The sequence below is a fragment of the Roseobacter litoralis Och 149 genome (assembly GCF_000154785.2).
Classification (GTDB): domain Bacteria; phylum Pseudomonadota; class Alphaproteobacteria; order Rhodobacterales; family Rhodobacteraceae; genus Roseobacter; species Roseobacter litoralis.
On record NC_015730.1, the window covers coordinates 88007 to 106910 of the forward strand.

The 18904-nt window shown below is 56.4% G+C and carries 25 protein-coding genes; 10 read left to right on the top strand and 15 right to left on the bottom strand.

Translation table 11 applies throughout. The annotated features are described in order from the left end of the window. The first annotated feature begins 38 nt into the window (after positions 1 to 38). Together rsfS and rlmH are read left to right on the top strand one after the other, a co-directional pair. Entirely contained in the window at positions 39 to 407 is a 369-nt protein-coding gene (rsfS, locus tag RLO149_RS00400) for a ribosome silencing factor (RefSeq protein WP_013960058.1), read from the top strand. Positions 408 to 422: 15 nt separating this feature from the next. Next, positions 423 to 893 (top strand): 23S rRNA (pseudouridine(1915)-N(3))-methyltransferase RlmH, encoded by a 471-nt coding sequence (gene rlmH / locus RLO149_RS00405; RefSeq protein WP_013960059.1) that lies wholly within the window; start codon positions 423 to 425, stop codon positions 891 to 893. Between the two features lie 119 nt (positions 894 to 1012). Here rlmH and RLO149_RS00410 read toward each other — a convergent pair whose 3' ends face one another. From RLO149_RS00410 to RLO149_RS00420, 3 genes are all read right to left on the bottom strand, one after another. Beyond that, the gene (locus RLO149_RS00410) at positions 1013 to 1597 is read right to left on the bottom strand and encodes a DUF502 domain-containing protein (RefSeq protein ID WP_013960060.1); all 585 of its coding nucleotides are present in this window, start codon (positions 1595 to 1597) and stop codon (positions 1013 to 1015) included. A gap of 119 nt (positions 1598 to 1716) precedes the next feature. Then, complete coding sequence (locus RLO149_RS00415; protein WP_013960061.1) at positions 1717 to 2091, bottom strand: hypothetical protein; 375 nt, start codon at positions 2089 to 2091, stop codon at positions 1717 to 1719. Positions 2092 to 2103: 12 nt separating this feature from the next. Next, positions 2104 to 2802, bottom strand: coding sequence for a DUF599 domain-containing protein (locus RLO149_RS00420; protein ID WP_044025145.1), 699 nt, complete (start codon positions 2800 to 2802; stop codon positions 2104 to 2106). 79 nt (positions 2803 to 2881) lie between these two features. On the opposite strand from RLO149_RS00420, the gene RLO149_RS00425 reads away from it, so the two are divergent. From RLO149_RS00425 to RLO149_RS00445, 5 genes are all read left to right on the top strand, one after another. Continuing rightward, a complete protein-coding gene (locus RLO149_RS00425; RefSeq protein ID WP_013960063.1) occupies positions 2882 to 4330 on the top strand; it encodes an FAD-linked oxidase C-terminal domain-containing protein in 1449 nt (482 codons plus the stop codon). A gap of 39 nt (positions 4331 to 4369) precedes the next feature. Continuing rightward, entirely contained in the window at positions 4370 to 5509 is a 1140-nt protein-coding gene (locus RLO149_RS00430; RefSeq protein WP_013960064.1) for an FAD-binding protein, read from the top strand. A gap of 3 nt (positions 5510 to 5512) precedes the next feature. Next, positions 5513 to 6838 carry a glycolate oxidase subunit GlcF gene (gene glcF / locus RLO149_RS00435; RefSeq protein ID WP_013960065.1) on the top strand — a complete coding sequence of 442 codons (1326 nt, stop codon included), beginning with the start codon at positions 5513 to 5515 and terminating at the stop codon, positions 6836 to 6838. A 96-nt stretch (positions 6839 to 6934) separates the two neighbouring features. After that, positions 6935 to 7756 (top strand): trypsin-like serine peptidase, encoded by an 822-nt coding sequence (locus tag RLO149_RS00440; RefSeq protein WP_013960066.1) that lies wholly within the window; start codon positions 6935 to 6937, stop codon positions 7754 to 7756. Positions 7757 to 7969: 213 nt separating this feature from the next. Further along, positions 7970 to 8437 (top strand): Hsp20 family protein, encoded by a 468-nt coding sequence (locus RLO149_RS00445; protein ID WP_013960067.1) that lies wholly within the window; start codon positions 7970 to 7972, stop codon positions 8435 to 8437. Between the two features lie 217 nt (positions 8438 to 8654). Here RLO149_RS00445 and RLO149_RS00450 read toward each other — a convergent pair whose 3' ends face one another. The 3 genes from RLO149_RS00450 to RLO149_RS00460 are packed head-to-tail and all read right to left on the bottom strand — an operon-like array spanning position 8655 to position 10468. Further along, entirely contained in the window at positions 8655 to 9269 is a 615-nt protein-coding gene (locus RLO149_RS00450; protein WP_013960068.1) for a TetR/AcrR family transcriptional regulator, read from the bottom strand. 40 nt (positions 9270 to 9309) lie between these two features. Beyond that, the gene (locus tag RLO149_RS00455; RefSeq protein ID WP_013960069.1) at positions 9310 to 10110 is read right to left on the bottom strand and encodes a DUF2145 domain-containing protein; all 801 of its coding nucleotides are present in this window, start codon (positions 10108 to 10110) and stop codon (positions 9310 to 9312) included. A gap of 25 nt (positions 10111 to 10135) precedes the next feature. Further along, positions 10136 to 10468: a hypothetical protein gene (locus RLO149_RS00460; RefSeq protein ID WP_013960070.1), complete on the bottom strand. Its 333-nt coding sequence runs from the start codon at positions 10466 to 10468 to the stop codon at positions 10136 to 10138. A 245-nt stretch (positions 10469 to 10713) separates the two neighbouring features. Here RLO149_RS00460 and RLO149_RS23720 point away from each other — a divergent pair, with 245 nt between their 5' ends. Together RLO149_RS23720 and RLO149_RS00465 are read left to right on the top strand one after the other, a co-directional pair. After that, positions 10714 to 10878, top strand: a complete 165-nt coding sequence (locus RLO149_RS23720; RefSeq protein ID WP_158308129.1) for a hypothetical protein — start codon at positions 10714 to 10716, stop codon at positions 10876 to 10878. 441 nt (positions 10879 to 11319) lie between these two features. Beyond that, positions 11320 to 11799: a CreA family protein gene (locus RLO149_RS00465; RefSeq protein WP_013960073.1), complete on the top strand. Its 480-nt coding sequence runs from the start codon at positions 11320 to 11322 to the stop codon at positions 11797 to 11799. 622 nt (positions 11800 to 12421) lie between these two features. On the opposite strand, the gene RLO149_RS00470 is transcribed toward RLO149_RS00465, so the two are convergent. From RLO149_RS00470 to RLO149_RS00500, 7 genes are all read right to left on the bottom strand, one after another. Beyond that, a complete protein-coding gene (locus RLO149_RS00470) occupies positions 12422 to 12721 on the bottom strand; it encodes a hypothetical protein (RefSeq protein WP_013960074.1) in 300 nt (99 codons plus the stop codon). Positions 12722 to 12773: 52 nt separating this feature from the next. Next, positions 12774 to 13535: a DUF3618 domain-containing protein gene (locus tag RLO149_RS00475; RefSeq protein WP_013960075.1), complete on the bottom strand. Its 762-nt coding sequence runs from the start codon at positions 13533 to 13535 to the stop codon at positions 12774 to 12776. After that, a complete protein-coding gene (locus RLO149_RS00480; RefSeq protein ID WP_013960076.1) occupies positions 13528 to 13947 on the bottom strand; it encodes a phage holin family protein in 420 nt (139 codons plus the stop codon). The genes RLO149_RS00475 and RLO149_RS00480 overlap by 8 nt, the downstream gene beginning before the upstream one ends. Then, positions 13944 to 14444: a hypothetical protein gene (locus tag RLO149_RS00485; protein WP_013960077.1), complete on the bottom strand. Its 501-nt coding sequence runs from the start codon at positions 14442 to 14444 to the stop codon at positions 13944 to 13946. Before RLO149_RS00485 ends, RLO149_RS00480 begins: the two co-directional genes overlap by 4 nt. A gap of 123 nt (positions 14445 to 14567) precedes the next feature. Further along, on the bottom strand, positions 14568 to 16109 hold the full coding sequence (locus RLO149_RS00490; protein WP_013960078.1) for a phospholipase D-like domain-containing protein: 1542 nt from the start codon (positions 16107 to 16109) through the stop codon (positions 14568 to 14570). Further along, a complete protein-coding gene (locus RLO149_RS00495; RefSeq protein ID WP_013960079.1) occupies positions 16093 to 17214 on the bottom strand; it encodes an AI-2E family transporter in 1122 nt (373 codons plus the stop codon). The genes RLO149_RS00490 and RLO149_RS00495 overlap by 17 nt, the downstream gene beginning before the upstream one ends. A gap of 73 nt (positions 17215 to 17287) precedes the next feature. Beyond that, positions 17288 to 17476 carry a PLDc N-terminal domain-containing protein gene (locus RLO149_RS00500; protein WP_013960080.1) on the bottom strand — a complete coding sequence of 63 codons (189 nt, stop codon included), beginning with the start codon at positions 17474 to 17476 and terminating at the stop codon, positions 17288 to 17290. A 150-nt stretch (positions 17477 to 17626) separates the two neighbouring features. Between RLO149_RS00500 and RLO149_RS00505 the strand changes: the two genes are divergently transcribed. Further along, positions 17627 to 17881 (top strand): hypothetical protein, encoded by a 255-nt coding sequence (locus tag RLO149_RS00505; protein WP_013960081.1) that lies wholly within the window; start codon positions 17627 to 17629, stop codon positions 17879 to 17881. Between the two features lie 158 nt (positions 17882 to 18039). On the opposite strand, the gene RLO149_RS00510 is transcribed toward RLO149_RS00505, so the two are convergent. Further along, the gene (locus RLO149_RS00510) at positions 18040 to 18417 is read right to left on the bottom strand and encodes a DUF4112 domain-containing protein (protein WP_013960082.1); all 378 of its coding nucleotides are present in this window, start codon (positions 18415 to 18417) and stop codon (positions 18040 to 18042) included. 7 nt (positions 18418 to 18424) lie between these two features. After that, complete coding sequence (locus RLO149_RS00515) at positions 18425 to 18634, bottom strand: hypothetical protein (protein WP_044025147.1); 210 nt, start codon at positions 18632 to 18634, stop codon at positions 18425 to 18427. Between the last annotated feature and the right edge of the window lie 270 nt (positions 18635 to 18904).

The window sequence follows — 18904 nt, forward strand, 5'->3', positions numbered from 1 at the left end:
CTGATGCAGCAAAAGCTGCGCACACCGAGGCTGCGGTAATGGCTGCCGCAACCGAGATAGCCACGAGCGAAAAACTGTTGGCGACAATCCTGACTTCCCTGAATGACGACAAGGCCGAAGATATCGTACAGATTGATCTGCGCGGTAAGACGGAAATTGGCGACTATATGGTGATCTGTTCAGGCCGGTCGACCCGTCAGGTGTCCTCGATTTCTGAAAAGCTTGTACAGAAGATAAAAGATGATTTCGGGCGTGTGTCAAAGACCGAAGGCAAAGAAACCGGCGACTGGGTTTTGATCGACACCGGCGATGTCATCGTCCATGTCTTTCGTCCCGAAGTCCGGGAATTCTACCAGCTTGAAAAGATGTGGCAGCCCATGGGTGGTCCCGAAACGGCGGCAAATTAATCTGACGCGGCCTCGATGCGTATCCACATCATCGCGGTTGGGCGCTTGCGTGCCGGGCCTGAGAAAGATCTGATCGACGACTATCTGACGCGTTTTGCGCGGTCGGGGCGCCCGCTTGGCTTGGGCCCCGCACGCATTGTCGAAGTCGAGGACCGCAAGAACGGCGGTATGAGCAACGAAGCTGTATTGCTGCGCCGTGCGCTTCCAGATGGCGCGCTGATCGCAGTTCTTGACGAACGCGGGCGCGTCGAAAGCTCACCAGATTTTGCTGGCAGGCTAGGAGGCTGGCGGGATCAGGGTCGGGGTGATCTGGCCTTTGTGATCGGCGGCGCAGATGGGATCGACCCCGCGTTGCGCGCGGAGGCGGATTTCGCACTGTCATTCGGCAAGATGGTGTGGCCCCATATGCTTGTGCGCGTCATGCTGGCCGAACAGCTGTATCGCGCAGCGTCAATTCTGGCCGGGGCACCTTACCATCGCAGCTGACCAAGGCGCGCCAGTTCTAAAGCGTCATGCGAAAAACCTGAATCACGTAACGCTGCCTGAAATTAAAGATTTCAACGCGTTACGTGATACTTGATGTTTCAGGTATTTCGTCAGACGCTCTAGAGTACTTGGTTCTCAATCAGTTTTCGCCGTGTGGCGAGCGTGCCGCGGCCCATCACGCGCATCAGTTTGACCGCCTGATGGGTGGGCAAGTCCAAGGATTGCACCCTGTCCAGTGTGACAATGGCCGTCGTTCCGGACCATGCTGAAGGCGAGCCGGGAATGAACAGAACAGCTTGCGTTTCGTCCCGCTCCGTCTCAAAGGCGATCTGGTCGTAGTCGTCGAACTTCACGACAACCGGTTTCATCAGTGCAGCGACGTCCTCGGACCCGCTCATGCTACCCAGCATCCCTTTGAAAACCGCGTAAGTGGGAATCACATCAATCAGCAGATCGTCAATCTTGCGAACCCGCATTCTCATGAATTGGCTTCGGGCAACCAGACCCGCCAGAAAGCACACCACGAGTATCATGATAATGGCCAGTATATTCACCAGCGCGAGGCCACCGATTTGAGTGACCGGGATAAGCTGGTCAACCGGCGCGGCAACAAGCAGACCAATCTGATAGACTTTGCCCAACAGTATCGCGATCACCGCAAGTGGTGCCAAAAACAGAATGCCGCCCAAAATTGTCGTCTTCATGATACGTCCTTCACGTGCTGGTCGCATCGGGTGTGCACCGTTCTGCACGACTCTTCAAGCCGAGGAACGAATCGCATTACGGTTGCCCCGGTGCTTTGACCTTTTGCGGGCAGGCATATCTATTTCAGCGTGATGATTTCGGTCTTTGGGTTCCACCCGCCGGGCTTGTCCCGTGCCTGCACTTGTACACGTTTTACACCTTCGGGGATGCGCACGTTCGACAGTGAACGCGTGAATGGTTGTTCATCCACATGAGGATGCGCAAGAGCACGCGTGCCCAGTTCCTTGCCATCCATGTCCAGCACCCGCCAAGCATCCGCATAGTGATCCCAACCGGTGTCCGGATGCGAAATAGTTACGCTAAAGCGCCATGTTCCGTTCTCTGCCTGACGGGCAGAAACGTGATCAATCTTCGGCGGCTCGGCCATTGCTGGCAGGCTCAAAAACAGCAACGCAGTAATGAAATGTCGGACCATGTTCGGGAATCGGCTCATTTTTCTTCTCGGTTAAACATAGCCATCCAGCAGAATTTTGCGAGAGTTGGATGCAAATTCGCGCCGCCAGACGACTGTGAATGTGACAAATGCAGCCAGCGCCAAAGCCAGTGGGCCCAAAAGCCAGGCCGCTGATGCGAGGGCAAAATAGATGGAACGCAAGCCTCGGTTAAAACCCTTGGCCGCCGTGATGTTGATTTCTGCTGCCTGCGAGGCGCGGTGATATGCGTTGGAGGCATCCGGATCGTTCGGAACGGCTGCCATCAGCACCGCGCAATATCCAAAAAGCCTGTTTGACCAGACGAATTTCAAGAAAGCATTCGTCAGGAACAAGGCAAGCATCACAAGTTTGATTTCCCAAACGATTGCGGGGTAATTTGTGGCCGTGATGTCTTCGGCAACGCCTGCGAGTTGATCGGCATTTCCGATCAACGCGAGTGTTCCGCCCAGAGCGATCATGCAGGTCGATGCGAAAAACGCGGTTCCCTGCCGCAGAGCCGATAAAATTTGTGCATCAAATACGCGGGGTTCGCGGGTGACCATCTGCGTCATCCACTCTTTGCGGTAATTTGCCATAAGCTGTGATGTCGACGGTCTGGTTTTGGGGGCGTGCTCAACCCACCATCCGATGACGAACCAAAGGCCAAAAAGCAGCACAACGGCTGCCATGTCAAAACGCGTAAACAGGGCCAAACGATCCATGATATCCATAGGCAGACGCATGGCAGGTAAGATAATTCTTGCCAATGGCCTAAATTGGTCATATTAATTTACCAAAAGGAGTATGTGGATGGAAATGCCGGTACCTGATGCCGCGATCATGGCACGTAAGGCGCATCTGGTAGAGCGTTTGCAAGCCGTGCTGCCTGCCGATGCGGTTATTCATAACCCGCATCAGACGCGCGCCTACGAGTGTGATGCGTTGACGGCCTATAAATGTCCGCCGATGGCTGTCGTGCTGCCAACATCCACCAAAGAGGTGTCTGATGTGCTGCGCATTTGCCACGAGGATGGCGTGCCTGTCGTGCCACGTGGGTCTGGCACCTCTTTGGCGGGGGGCGCTTTGCCAACGGCAGACTGCGTGATTCTGGGCGTGGCGCGCATGAATGACGTGCTCGAAACGAACTACGATGATCGTTACATCCGCGTGGAAACCGGCCGTACCAACCTGAGCGTGACCGGCGCCGTGGAAGAAAACGGCTTTTTCTATGCGCCCGACCCGTCCAGCCAGCTGGCCTGCGCAATCGCGGGCAATATCGCGATGAATTCAGGGGGCGCGCATTGCCTGAAATACGGCGTGACCACCAATAACCTGATGGGCGTCACCATGGTGATGATGAATGGGGAAATCATTGAGGTGGGCGGGGCGCATATGGACCCGGCAGGACTGGATCTTCTCGGTCTGATCTGCGGCTCTGAAGGGCAATTGGGCGTTGTGACCGAAGCCACCTTGCGGATTTTGCCCAAACCGGAAGGCGCGCGCCCCGTGCTCATGGGATTCGATGACAGTGAAGTTGCGGGCGCTTGCGTCAGTGACATCATCAAGGCGGGCGTTCTGCCGGTCGCGATTGAGTTCATGGATCGTCTGTGCATTGAGACCAGCGAAAACTTCGCGCAGGCAGGTTATCCGATGTGCGAAGCCTTGCTGATCGTTGAGGTCGAAGGTTCAGAGGCTGAGATTGATCATCAACTGGACCTGATCATGGAAATCGCGCGCCGCCACGACCCTGTTGAATTGCGTCAAAGCACCTCCGCGGAGGAAAGCGCGTTGATCTGGCTGGGGCGCAAATCTGCCTTTGGTGCGATCGGTCAAATCAATGATTACATGTGTCTGGACGGGACGATCCCGGTGTCGTCGCTGCCCCATGTGCTGCGTCGGATCGGAGAGTTGTCAGAACAGTTCGGCCTGCAGGTTGGCAACGTATTCCATGCAGGTGACGGGAACATGCACCCGCTGATCCTTTTTGATGCGAACAAGCCCGGCGATCTGGAGCTCTGCGAAGAGATGGGGGCAGAAATTCTTAAGCTCTGTGTCGAAGTGGGCGGCTGTCTGACCGGCGAACATGGCGTGGGCATTGAAAAACGCGACCTGATGTCGTTCCAGTATGAGCCGGAGGATCTTGAAGCGCAGATGATCGTCAAGGATGTGTTTGACCCGAAATGGTTGTTGAATCCGGCCAAGGTCTTTCCTTTGGCCGTCTCTGAAAGTCGACGTGCGCTGCCTTTGGCCGCCGAATAGTCGAAGTATGAAATCCGCAGGAAAATCGAGCCCAAGACGATGATGACACCCGACAGCGAGGCGGCGGTTGCCGACATAATACGTGCAGCCACTGGCCCGATTTGCATTGAGGGTGGGAACACGCGCGGGTGCGCGGTGCCGGGCGAGAAGCTGTCTTTGAGCAAACTGTCGGGCATTACGATCTATGAGCCGGGTGCGCTGACACTTGTGGCCAAAGCCGGAACGCCGCTGAAGGAGATCGAAAAAACCCTTGCAGGTGAACGCCAAAGGCTGGCGTTTGAGCCACATGATTTGACGGGATTGCTTGGCACGCACGGCCACTCCACCATCGGTGGCGTCATCGCCACCAACGCCAGTGGGCCGCGCCGGATACAGGGCGGAGCCGCGCGTGATTACGCTTTGGGCGTGCGTTTTGTCGATGGGGCAGGGCACATCACAAAGAACGGCGGGCGGGTCATGAAAAACGTGACGGGCTATGATCTGGTCAAGCTGATGTGTGGCGCACATGGCACTTTGGGCGTGCTGACGGAGGTGTCACTCAAGGTGTTGCCGGTACCCGAAACGCAAGGCACGCTGATGTTGCGCAACATCGACAAGGCTGCTGCCGTGGGCGCGATGTCCGCAGCACTCGGCTCTCCATATGAAATCACCGGCGCGGCGCATTGTGCGGAAGTGATGGGAGACGGTCCGGTAACGGCCCTCAGAGTAGAAGGTTTCGAGGCATCGGTGGCTTACCGCATTGAGCAGTTGAAATCTTTGTTGCGGCATACCGGGGCAGAGATGCAGGTCGCCAGTCAGGAACTGTCGGAGTGGTTCTGGACTGGCGCGCGTGACGTTCTGCGGTATGCGGACAAGGCTGGCGATGTATGGCGTATCTCCTGCAAGCCAAGTGATGCACCTGCATTGACGGATGCGGCAAAACCCGAGGCCTGTTACTACGACTGGGGTGGTGCCCTGATGTGGATGCGTGTGCCTGCCGGGACGGATCTGCGCGCCCGGCTGGGCAGCTATGACGGCCATGCCATATTGGTCCGGGGAACAGCATCCGCAGACCTGCCACGGTTTCAACCGGAGTCTGCCGGTGTCGCGCAACTGAGCGCCGGGTTGCGGCACCGTTTCGATCCGAAAGCTATGCTCAATCAGGGCCTGATGGGCCGCGCGCTGTCAGAGGGTGTGTAACACATGCAAACGAACTTTTCTGATGCGCAACTCGCGCAGCCTGCCATCAAGCGCAGCAATGAGATTCTGCGATCTTGCGTGCACTGCGGGTTTTGCACCGCCACTTGTCCCACATATCAGGTGTTGGGCGACGAACTCGACAGTCCGCGCGGGCGCATCTACCTGATCAAGGATATGCTGGAAAACGACCGTGATCCGGATGCCAAAACGGTCAAGCATATTGATCGTTGCCTGTCCTGCCTTGCCTGTATGACCACTTGCCCATCGGGTGTGCATTATATGCACTTGGTCGATCATGCGCGTGACTACATAGAAAAACGCTACAAGCGACCGTTCAGCGACCGTGCGCTGCGTTGGATATTGGCGCGTATTCTGCCTTACCCGATGCGGTTTCGTCTGGCCCTTCTGGCGGCCAAGATGGGGCGTCCGCTTGCGCGTTTTATGCCGGATGCGCGTTTGCAGGCGATGCTGGAAATGGCGCCCAAGACCATTCCACCCGTGAGCCGCAATGACGATCCGCAGACCTTTGCACCACAGATCGCGCGCAAAAAGCGGGTGGCGCTGATGACGGGATGTGCGCAAAAGGCGCTGAACACAGACATCAATGACGCGACGATCCGGGTGTTGCGGCGCTTGGGCTGCGAGGTTGTCGTGGCCGAAGGGGCCGGTTGTTGTGGTGCCTTGACCCACCACATGGGCAAGTCGGACGAAAGCCATGCGACCGCGGCGCGCAATATTCGGGCATGGGTGCGGGAGATGGACGCGGGCGGTCTGGATGCAATTGTGATCAATACGTCTGGCTGCGGCACCACCGTGAAAGACTACGGTCATATGTTCCGCAATGACCCTGCGCTGGCAGCGGATGCGGCGCGCGTTTCAGCGATTACCAAGGATGTGTCTGAAGTGCTGATCGATCTGGACATGCCCGCCGGTGACGATAAAGCCATGGTCGTGGGCTATCATGCGGCCTGCTCGCTGCAGCACGGACAGCAGATCAAGACCTTTCCCAAAGACCTTTTGAAACATGCAGGCTTCACCGTGGTCGAGCCACGGGATTCGCATTTGTGCTGCGGGTCCGCAGGCACATACAACCTGATGCAGCCAGAGATTTCCAAACAGCTCAAAGCGCGTAAAGTGCAAACGCTGGAGGCGAAAAACCCGGATGTCATCGCGGCAGGCAATATCGGGTGCATGATGCAAATCGGGTCCGGCACCAAAATCCCGGTTGTTCACAGCGTTGAACTGCTGGACTGGGCAACGGGCGGGCCGAGGCCCGCGTCGCTGGATGCCGACGCGACGCCGAAATCCGACGTGCCGATCCTGCGCTGACCCCCGGTTGAAAATGAAATGGGCCGACCATATCCGGGTGGCCTCATTTTCGCCCCAACCCGTCTGTATTTCTGGCGCTGATCAGAGAGGGTGGGTATGTACGGGTGGATATGCACAGCAGCGATTGCGGGATGTCTTGCAAGTGCGGCAGTCGCAGATGATGCAGAACTGCGCAGCTTGGAAACCGGTGTGGACGCCAGTGCATGGGAAGCTGTGGGGCGTCTGGATATCGACGGTACGGGCTTTTGCACAGGGGCTTTGATTGCACCTGATGTTGTGCTGACCGCTGCACATTGTCTGTTCGATAAACGAAGTGGCGCGCAGATTGACCCCACTGGGATCGAGTTTCTGGCCGGGTGGCGCAATGGCCGTGCCTCTGCGTACAGGCGGGTTAAGCACGCCGCTTTGCACCAGGATTATACATATGGCGACGTTGTGGCGCCGCACAGGGTGCGTCATGATTTGGCGTTGCTTCAGCTTGTACGCCCGATCCGCAACACCACAATCGAGCCATTTGAAACCGCCGCGCAACCTGCAAAGGGAGAAAAGGTTGGCGTGGTAAGCTATGGACGCGGTCGCGCCGAAGCTGCGTCACTGCAAGAGATTTGCGAGGTGCTTGGCCACCAGAACGGCGTGTTGATCACAACATGTTCGGTGGATTTCGGATCGTCTGGCGCGCCAATTTTCTCGTTCGAGGGCGGGGCGGCAGTCATCGTGTCTGTGATCTCTGCCAAAGCGGAGGTTGAGGGACAGAAAATCTCGCTCGGGACGGAGTTGAGCGGTGCGCTCGCGTCGCTGCATGATGCGCTTGCGCGGCAAAACCGCTCCTTCGTCAGCTCCGTGCCGCGCGTCCGGCAAACCACCGTTGAAGAAAGCCGCAGTACCATGGGTGCGAAGTTCATCCGGCCCACGCAGTGAACGATCGATCACTGAACCGCCCCACGTTTTTGCATCAGGATACGTCAAACCTGCCATAAGTTGAAGCTCGGGTTTCAGGGTCTTGAAACGCTAAAATCGATCCCCATCTCATGGTCGTGAGGATGCCTTTGTCTGGGTCCTTGCAGAAACCGAAACTGGATGTGTCTAAGGTTAGAGCATCCGATCTTATCGCTCAAAAAAGAGGATATACCTATGCGTACTTATGATTTTGCACCGCTTTACCGTGCAACTGTTGGCTTTGATCAGATCGCTGATCTGATGGACCGCGTGCTGACCAACGAGGGTGCTCAGCCAACTTACCCGCCCTACAACATCGAAAAACTTGAGGATGACGCCTACCGCATTTCGGTGGCTGTTGCTGGGTTTTCAGATCAGGACCTGACTGTGGAAGTGCGTGAGAATGCACTGATCATTTCTGCACGCAAAGCTGAGGAAAAACCGGACCGCCCCTATCTGCATCGCGGGATCGCGACGCGTGCTTTTGAACGCCGCTTCCACCTTGCGGATCATGTGCATGTAACAGGCGCCAGCCATGTTGATGGGATGCTGCACATTGATCTGGTGCGTGAAGTGCCCGAAGCGCTCAAGCCACGCCAAATCTCGATCACCTCAGCCAAGCAGATCGAGAAAGATGTCGTGGACGCAAAGACTGTGAACTAGAGCGTCTGACGAAATACCAGAAACATAAAGTATCACGTAACGCGTTGAAATCTTTGATTTCAGGCAGCGTTACGTGATTCAGCTTTTTCGCATGACGCTTTAACCACGCACTTCTGACATCTTGTAGAGCGCGGCCAGACGGTCGCGCTCTTTTCGTTTTATATGCGCTTGGAATGCCGCTCTTTGGCAGGCCCACAGTCACGCGCAAGCCAATGCGTCACGATGGAGCGGTTTCGGGGAAGTTACGAAAGGCGGCTTTGATCAGATCATGCATGTAGTGGCGCGCGACCTCCGGTTTGATCATGACAATACTCGGGCGGCAGGCCAGTGACACCAGCCCGTGCACAGAGGCCCATAACAGCAGAAAGAACTGGCGGTGTTGTTCATTTCCGGGGTCCCCGTCGCCGGCGCGTATCAGCATCTCCAGCAGTCCTTCCTGCAACTCGGCGGTTTTGACATCCAGCTGCAGGTCGCTGTCGCGTTCAAAAAGCATGTACCAGCGTCTTGGCTCAGAGTAGGCAAAGTCAAAGTAGGCCTCTCCAATGGCGATGACGCGCGCGCGGGCCTCATCGTCCGCTGCTGCAAGTCCTGTGCGCAGGGCGAGGGCCAATCGGTCTGCGCAGCGGGCATTGACCGCGCGCACGACCCCTTCCAGATCGCCAAAGGCATTGTAGAGCGACCCGACAGAGATACCCAACTCCTTGGCAAGCCCCCGCGCGTTGAGCGCACCGCCCCCTTGTTCGAGGACGATGCGCTCTGCGATTTTCGTGGCCCGCTCACGGATATCCGCGAGGTTCTTGTCCCGCCGGGATGCTGTCTTTTCGTTTTTCATACCCCAGTGTCTTGTGGGACAACCGTGGTTTTGTCAATTTCTAGAACCTCTCGGCGCCGTTGGGCGTAAAGCGGTAGACCTGATCTGACAGATCATGCGTAACCATGAAGCGTGCGATTGATCCAAAGGTCGCCGTGCCAATCTGAGACGCATGATCGGCAGTCGTGAGGGTCGCGGACTTTGCGGGCGCAAGCAAGCGCTTGAATCCGCTGATCTTGATCGGTTGCGGCTCAAAGTGTGCGGCGATGTTTGCCTTGATCTGATCCTGATCCGATGTGTCGTAAAGGCTGGCCATCAACACATCCAGCGTGTGTTCAGTGCAGTTCTGAAATTGCGGTGTTCTGGGGTTGGCGAGCACGGAATAGTCACTGTTGTGCAGGCTTGCATAGGTGGGGCTGCTGATCACGGAAAGCAGTTTCTTTTGCAGCCGAGGATCGGGCACAATCACCCCGGCATCCAATTGATAGACCCCTGCAAAGAACTCCGCCGGACTGTCCTGCACCAATGTGCTAATGGTCGGATCGTCTGCGGTCTGGTAGAGGTTGTATACGCGGTACCCTTTGGTTTTTGTGCCATCCGCCTTGGTGATCTGCGAATAGACCCAATATGCAATGTGGGTGTAATCTATACCCGCTGGCAACGTGTCCGGGTCCCGCCCGATCCGGCCGACAATGGCGATATTCGCGCCTCTCTGGGCCAGATCAAGTTCAAGCTGTTTTGCATAGCGTGCCACGTCCTCGCGCGGCAGGTGCGGGGTGCCGGTCTCGGCGCTGCCAGCCCAGGATAGGGACGGCAGCAGGGTTGCGAGGACGACGGCGATTGCGGTGAAAATACGTTTCATTTTATCTCTCCCGGTCTTGTGGTGTTCAGTCCAACGTGGGCGCTGCATTCGGCATCACGGTGATGTTGATCGTCTGCGGTGCGGGCTGGCTGGCGTGGCCGATGTCAGACCCAAGTTCGATGGCGCTGGTGCCAACTTCTTCGAGGGCCATGCCGGTGACCGCAATGGCTGAGCCAACGGCGACAATCGGAACCGACGCGACCGTGCCAGCGCCCGATACAACTGCGGCACCGGCATGGCTTGCAGCTTCGACAGAGTGGTAAGCGGCCTCATTCGAGTGCTGTGCGCTGCCGCCTGCAAAAGCAGTCGTGGCTGTCAAAGCAAGAGCGAGAGCGGCGATTGTGGAGCGTATGAACATTTGATATTCCTTTTTGTGAACAGTGTTCATATCAGATAGTAGGTCGGGTAATTTCTGTCAACACAAAAAATGAACAATGTTCACAAAAAGGCGATGTCCGGCTGTCTTGGCGCAGAACCTACGGGCCTGAACCCTCAATCCAAAAAGGACCACTGTGTCAGGGGTCCATCATTTTTGGCGGTCTCAGGCGACCCTCAGATACCGCAAATTATACAGGGACTTCTTGAAGGGCTGGAAAACGGCGTGTGCCCGGCGTCGCGGTACGTGCTGCAAAAACCGATGCGGTCAAGGCTCTATGCACTGCGGCCCGTTACCTAATCCCTGGCTCCACCTATGCGACAACCATCGGGTTCGGCTGGTTCTATCTCAGCATGATCCTGAACGATTATAGCCGCGCGATCATCGCGTGAGAAGTTTCCGCCAGTATGCGGACACAAGACGGGACGGTCACATGAAACCTCGCAATGCAGGCATCGGGTTGCAACCAACTTCACATCTTCCAAAAGCCAAGGCTGCTCAGCGATACCGGCTCCAGCTACGTTCGCGGGGAACTGGTCGAAAAGTTGCAAGACAAAGGCATGAAGCACGCTCGCGGTGCACTTTGCCATCACCAAACGCACAGAAACGGCGGCAGTACCCTTCGTTACCGGAGGGAGCCTTGCGAAAGATCACAATAGTTTCCGGTAGAGGGAACATTTTCTGGGTCTGTCCGTTTGTCTAGGTGCGGCGCGAATTAATCGTATGAGACCGCGCAGCATCAAGTCTTAGAAAGGACCTCTCATGAACCGTATTATTTATATCATTGGCCTTATTGTCGTGATCCTTGCCATCCTGTCCTTTTTGGGCCTGAGATGATCAGGTTGGCATTCAATTGCCCAACCGCAGGCCGCTGGTTTGCGACATGTTTCTCGGTATTTTGCGCATCGACATCAGCGGCAGAACAAGTGGGAAACGTGGACGTCGACTGGCTCGGCAATGACATCGTAATCGAAGCTTTCGCTGACCCAGACGTCGACGGGGTGACCTGTCACGTAGCCTATTTCGAACGGGGCCTCGTCGACCGTCTGCAAAAAGGGAACTGGTTCGAAGACCCGTCAAACGCATCCATTGCGTGCCGTCAGACCGGCCCTATCCAAGTGGGCGAAATCGACCGGTCCGATGAAGGTGAAAACGTTTTTTCCGAGCGGCGGTCGATCATCTGGAAGAGCCTGAACGTCAAACGCATTTTGGATAGCGAAAATCAGACGCTCATTTATATTGCGCATGCACGCGAGGTTCAAAACGGATCCGCGAAAATGTCGATTTCTACCGTACCGTTGTACCAGCCCTAGGTCTGTCACAACGACTGGCGAGTTATCGCGATAGCGCGTTGTTTCAGCGGACCCAACCTCACAAAAACTCTATATCTGTCGGTGCCTGCAGCGTGATTTCCATGCTGCATCATTGATCATCCGTGCGACCAACGCGATGATCATTGTCGCAGTGGCCCCCCAACAAACATCATTTAACGGTCTCCCCCCCGGACCAACATCGCGCGCAACTGTTCTAGGTGAACAGAAGGTTACGGGATTGGCGGAGACTGAGGCGACTGCCATGGCGGTCGGGCAGCCCCTATTAGCTGCCCACTGCTTCCATACATTCTGGAACAGTATTGTTCCCGGCTAAAATGGATCATGAGAAACCGACGGTAGTTTTCTTGTCGGGACCGTCGCGGTCGGCCATCAAGCGGCTGACCGCATGTTGATCCCAGGAACGAATGGGTGATCCCGCTTTCATTTCAATTGCGGCCACCAGCAGAAAGCAGATCTATCGTCACGCTTCTAGCTGAGCACTGGCCCATACTGGCGTATTCGCTACCAATGGCGGCGGAGACACACACCCGATGATGGCAAGCAGAAAACTGCAGCTGATCATGCCAGCTGCAGTTGAGTTTGTCTAAGGCGCTGGCTTTGCTTAGCGCCGGCTGTTCAGCGCCATGCCGAGTACCACGCCAACTGCCAACGCACCGGCAACGGTCACCAATGGCTGCTTCGCGGTGAAGTCGCGGGCGGCGTCGGATGCTTTGACGATGTTGTCACGCACTTCGGTCGCGGCAAGCTCGGCTACCTCGCTTGCGGCTTGCGTCTTCTGGACAGCAAATTCACGCGCCTTTTCGGCCGTTTCAGTTGCGACTTGTTTTGGCCCTTTTTCCACCTCTGAGGTGGATGCATTGGTCAGTGTGTCGGGGTCTGCGGAATGAATGGTGGTAGACATTTGTGTTCTCCTTAGTTTCGAATTGTCGGAAAAGAGCACTTAACTCTTACGTTCAGTGATGGCGGACACGATCGTATCCAGCCTCGATGCCTTCGCGCAACGCGGCCTCGCCTGTAGCCGTAGCGGCGGCGATCTCGTCGCGCAGCGTCAGTTCTGCCTGTTGCATCAGCGCGTCACGCTTTGCACCCAGCAGATCGTCTTCGGTCCGCGTTCTTGGCAATAAGGCGGCAACGACGGCGCCGACACCTACCGCGATCGCAGCGGTCGAAAAGGGTTGGTTATGATGAAAGCTGCGCGCCTTTCGAGCTGCTATTGCGGCCTGACGGTCAAGCTTTTCCTGTACGTTTATCGCGGCCTCGCGGGCTGCGATGACCCGTTCACGCGCCGGAGCTGGGAGGTTGGCAAGACCTTTGTTCAGGGCCGCGCGCATTCCCGGCGCTTTGGACGCCTGCGTTTGCACCTCATCCGCAGCCTCAACGCGCCGGTCGAATTCGCCCGTCAGGACGTCTTTGTCGGACATGCCGGGTGCGACGGGGGCGGTGCGCACATCATATCCGGGCTTTCGTTGCGGGCGTTTCGGACCTGCCAGCAGCGCGGCAAGGCCGACACCAACCAAAAGCGCACCGGCAGGGTTGGCGCGTGCGGCGTCTATGACCGTGTGGCCGATTGCGCCGCCTTTCGATTGTACCTCGCGGGAAACCGTGGTCGATATTTGTTCCGGCGACAATGCGTTGGTCAGCTGTGTCAGCGTGCGACCCAGCATGCTCCGGTCAGCTTCGATGTTTCGTTCGAGATCTTGAACGTCGTTAGACATGAGCATTCTCCTTGATCGTATCGATGTTTTTGCGCAAGCTGCGCGCGGTTTTCTTGAGCTTCAGGTTGTCGGGGTCCAGTCGTGATTTGCCTGCCAGGAAAAGTCCGGCGGCGATCGCCAAGGCGATGCCGGCAACGACCAGCGAGGCCACGGATACGGGCAGACCTGCCTCAGCAAGCCCCGCAACTGCCGCCGCCGTGAGCACGTCGAGCGCGGAAAAGACCAGAAAAATCGCGGCCAATACCAACATGATACCGATGAATGCTCTTCGCGCATTGTGCGCGAGTTCGCGCTTGGCAAGTTCGATCTCGTTCTGAACCAGTCGTGTGCTGCGCTGCACAATGTCGGTGAGCAATGCGGGCGCATCAGTCGGATCAGGTCGCGCCTGCGGCGTCGGGTGGATGTCGCTCATGACGACATACTCCCGTTGCTCAGGCCTGCTTCATGCGCAGGGTTTGTCCGGGGCGAACCTGTGACGTGGCCGGTCCACGGGTCGGTATCGCCGAGCAGTGCGCCGCGCCCCTCTGGATCGGAGGCTTTGAGGAAACGTGCGGCTGCGAACCCGAGCAAAACAGCGCCGCCGAGGAATAGCGCAGGGTTCTCGCGCGCAAACGTTTTGGCCTTGGCCGTTGCCGCAGCCAGATCAGTGTCGCTTATTGAACTTGCAACAGTCTGCAGCTGTGCTGCGATTTGGCCTGCTGCCTGAGCTTGCAAACTGCCGGGTTCAAATTCCTTGGACGCGGCGACCGCTGCATCTGCGGCACGCGTTACCTCCATCTCGGCTTGGTCGGTGGCTTGGTCAGCTGCCCTTTCGACCTGACGGTGCGCAAATTCCGACGCTGCGGTCACGGTGTTATCCAGTGTATCCCGCAAGTCGCTTTCGTTGTTTTTCGTTGGATGGTCTGTCATCTGATCCTCCGTTGAAGTCTGTTACTGACACAACGGATAATCCGGCACATTGTTCCGAGAAATCCTGAAGAAACATAGCTGACGTCTTCAGGCGTACCGATAAATTTTCACAGTTACAGCACCTTAAACCATCTCAACGGGGATTCCGGGCAAAAGGGTTCCAAAGCTTTCCGCAGCACTGGCGGTATGCGGCAGCAGGAAGCCTGACCGATCTGCGGGCGCGCGACTTGCGTTTTGCTGCGCCAAATCGCGCCACTTTTTGACGGTCTCGGGGGCGGCGGCGCAAAAGCAATCATCGGCACCCTTGGGAAGCCATGCGCCCATAACGCGTTTGCGCAGCATGCGTACCTGATCAGGGTCGGATATCTCGATACCAAGTTCCGTGTCCCAGCGCATGCTGCGCCCGTTCAGATTGGCGGAAGTTACAAGCCCGGCGTGATCATCAAAGATCGACACTTTGGAATGCACAAATATCATTGGAGCACCACAGAGCGTCGCGCGGTCGCCTGCCTCGCTTTTGCGGCAGTGTGCGGGCGACGCGATGAACGCACGCGACCCGAAAGCCTCTGTGATCCGCCCGATGGCCTTGGCCTGAAGGTACTCACCAAACTTGTAATCCAGACCCTCCGCCCCTTCGAATGCGACCTCAAGCGGTGCGGCAGGCAGGAGAATGATCAATCCCAAACCCGGTGCTGTTTTGGCGCGGGCAACGAGCGCATCTGCAATCACCGGATCGCGCAAAAACTGGCTTTCCAGATATATCAGCCGTTCGGCCTGCTCAATCAACTCCAGATGGCGATCCATGATTCCGGTATCGCAAACATGTGGTGACAGCGATCCGGAGTTGCGTTTGCGTTTCACAGACAGGGTGCGCAACAGCCCCTCTGGCGAACGGATGCTGACCTCGCCCGCGCATTCAGCACTGAAGCTCTCCAGATGTTCACGCGCGGCGAGGGCGCGCTTCTTGTCGTGCAAAATGACATGCACATCGTGCCACGTCTTTTCTGCGGGAAGCGCGTGGTGCACCGTGTCCATACGGCGCGCATCCAGATCCAGGCCACCGACATAAAGCACCTCGTCATCGATAACCGCGAGCTTCTGGTGATGCGTGACCGGCAACATCGGTGGGAACTCACGCCGTTTCGGGTGGATTTTGCCGTCCTTTTCAAACGTGAATTCAGTGAATCGCGGCATGAAGCGGATCGCCTCGGCACGTGCGGCATCCTCCAACCCGTTGAGCCAATCGCAGGTCTGCGCGACTTGTGATTGCACCTTGGGCCACAAGGCGATGCGCGGCGCCCACCCGACACGAGCAGGATGATCTTCGACTGTGACGCGCAACCTGCCATGCCCAGTGACCATCTCGGCGATCCCCAGCAAGATGCTGAGCGATTTGAAACTACCGCGGTGCAGTTCAGGACGCACGACCGGATCAAAGTCCGACAGTGCAATCGTGATATCAACGCCTTCATTCAGCTTTGCAAGTAACAGGTCAACCCAACGGGAACCGAACTCCCGGGCCTCACAAGACAGCAAATGCATACGCGGATCGAAAACGCGAAAGCCCATGTCGATGCGCGTTTTGGCGGCGACAACGGCTTTTTCGAAGGCACGGTATCCTTCGTCTGCGGTGACAAGTACTTCGAGATTATTCAGCAACGTCATATTGCATCTCCGGCTTTGAATTGCGTCCAGTTTTTGCGAGAAGATCACGGCTTTCGTCCCTGTCACCTTGAATTGGGTCGCGTCCATGCATCTCCTTGTTGATTTGCCGCAGCCAAACCAGCAGCGGGATCGCGATGATGCCTCCCACAGGTCCCCATATCCATAGCCAGAACACCAGCGAGGTAAAAATCAAAAGCGGATTCACCGACATTTGCTTACCGACAAAGGTCGGCGTGACGAACTGACCTTCGGTCATGTTCATCAGCATATAAGTCAGCGCGGGCAGAACGCTCATTGCCCCGTCAAATACGATCAACCCTCCGAGCAGCAGAACAATCGCAAAACTGATTGGCCCAAGGTAAAGCACATAGTTGACCAGAAAAGCGCCAAGTCCCCAATATGCGGCATTTGGCATGCCGTAGGCTGAGAGCATCAGGCTGACCAAGGCGCCGAAGCAGGCGTTGATCGCGGTGATCGCAAGAAAATAACGCGACACCTCAACTTCGGCACGGCGCAAAACCTTCTCGGACAAATGCGTCGTGACAGAGGCGATGTATTTATAGAGTTCCAATTTCGTCAACAGAAAGAAATAGAGAATACCAACGAAAACCATGATCTGCGCGGCGAAAGAAGGCAGATAGCTCAATATTCCCGCGACCGTCGGAACGGCAACGGTCCCTGGTGCTTCCATCTCTGCGCTGCCTTCGGGAGCGAGCGTTATGGCGACCTGGTTTTGCACATTTTCGACGTTTTCCATGGTGGATTTGAGGCCGCTCAGCGATTGCTGCAGTTCGGTCCACATAAACGGCACACGGGTCATAAACTCAGCGACTACCGGGTAGAACAGGAAAACGCCCAGGGTGATCACCGACAGCACCGTGATCAGAACCGCAAGAGCGCCCACTACTGGCGGCGCTCCGAGCCGGTCAAAGAAGTTGGATAGCGGCGCAAAGACCACACCAACAACCAGAGCAAAGACCAATGGCAGGAAAACAGGTGTACCGCTTTCGAGGAGCCACACAGTGGCCGAGGCACCGACAGCGACAAGCGCCAGCCGCGTCAGGTCAACTCTCCTGTTGTCTGGCGTCGTGGAAAGATCCTGCACGGTGCACTCCTGATTGTTTGAAATAGAAAAACCGGCCTCAGGTCATGAGGCCGGCTTACTTGCGAGGATAGGGTTATACCGTAGCGTGACCTGAACCGCGCGGACCGGCGAAAAACCAGATGATGAAACCGACAACCGGCAGTACCAGAATCAAAAGCGTCCAGAGCAGTTTAGCCCCGAGGGACACACCGCTTGTCCAGATCTTCACGATTGCGTAAATGTTGAGGACCAGTACGAGCAGTCCGATAATACCATATTCCATTGTCTTGAACCTCCGTTTGTATGTGTTCGTCTGAGGAGGAAACACGCGTGCTCCCGAAATTGTTCCGAAAAGTATTCTGATCTTTTCGGGAACTTCTCCGGCCCTTACCGGTTTTGCCAACAGAAACCAGAACTTGAAGGAGACGGATAAATGAAAACCGGTATTACAATCGCCGCTGTAGCTGCTGCAATCGCCATAGGTGTTGGTGTCTATATGGTAGACATCGACGTGACTGAAAACGCTGAGCTTCCGGACGTCGATGTGTCCGTCGAAGCGGGTAACATGCCCGAATTTGATGTTGAGACGGGCGACATCGAAATGGGTACAAAAGAGGTTACTGTCGAAGTACCCACAATTGACGTCCAGATGCCGGAAGAAGACAACCGTACGGCCAATAACCAGTAACAGCGTCGCATATGAGTTGAAAAAGCGCCGCCTCATTTTGGGGCGGCGTTCTTTTGTTGAATACTATGTGTATGCTTCCGAGGACCAGGATGTTCAGGCATAAAAAAACCACCAACATTCCATGCTGGTGGTCTCATTCTTTCAAAAGCTGACCAACGTCACGCAGATCGAACGGCGTATGGGCCGACTACCTCCGCGCGGAGTAGCTTGACGTTGCGACGATGGGACTTGAACTGCATATCGAACAAATCGCCAAGAACCGGGATGCTGCCAACCAGAAAATCAACCGCCGTGTTGGCTCCCATGCGCAGCAGTGTCCGTCGCCGCGCACCCATTTTTGCACCCTCGTAAATCATGAAGGCGCTGGGCAGCGTCGTTGCGATGTCGCCAACCCCCGGGATCAGGCCAATCACGCTGTCCCATCCAAAACGCAGCCCGACCAGCGGCATGCGAAACCGATTATCGAGCCGGTGTGCAATACGCTCCAGCCGTGCCAGCCGGTTCATCCGTTGGCTGTGTGTGAGGTATTCGTCCATGCCTGATCTATTCGTCTGTCGCGAGATCGCGCAGTTGGTCTGCAATCTGGGTATCCGCGTCGGTTTCTTTCACTTTTTTGGCCGTATCTCCGGTCAAAACTTCGTCACTTTTTGCATGATCGGAGTCGCCTTTTTCGCCGTCACGGTTTTTGAGCGGGTGGTGTTGTTCGGACCCTTTCAGGTCTGGATGGCTTACGGTTTGCGATGTTTTTTTCATGGCGTGTCCTTTCTGGAGTGGCAGGGTTTCGCCCCGCAGGTTGCTTCGATAGGCCAACGAATTGCGCGCTCAATTGTTCCCTCGGCGCTGCGCGGTATGCGGTGTTTCACAAACCAAACTGAAATGTGTCGCCATTCGCGGGAACCTCACCCGGCCCAATTGCGTTGTGATTTCAACAGCGTTGGAAACTGTGCTCTGGATGCGCATTTTCAGCGATTTTGGCAGGCCGGAAAGAAATTCAGCCGGCGTCTGCTTGCCAAACAATTTAGC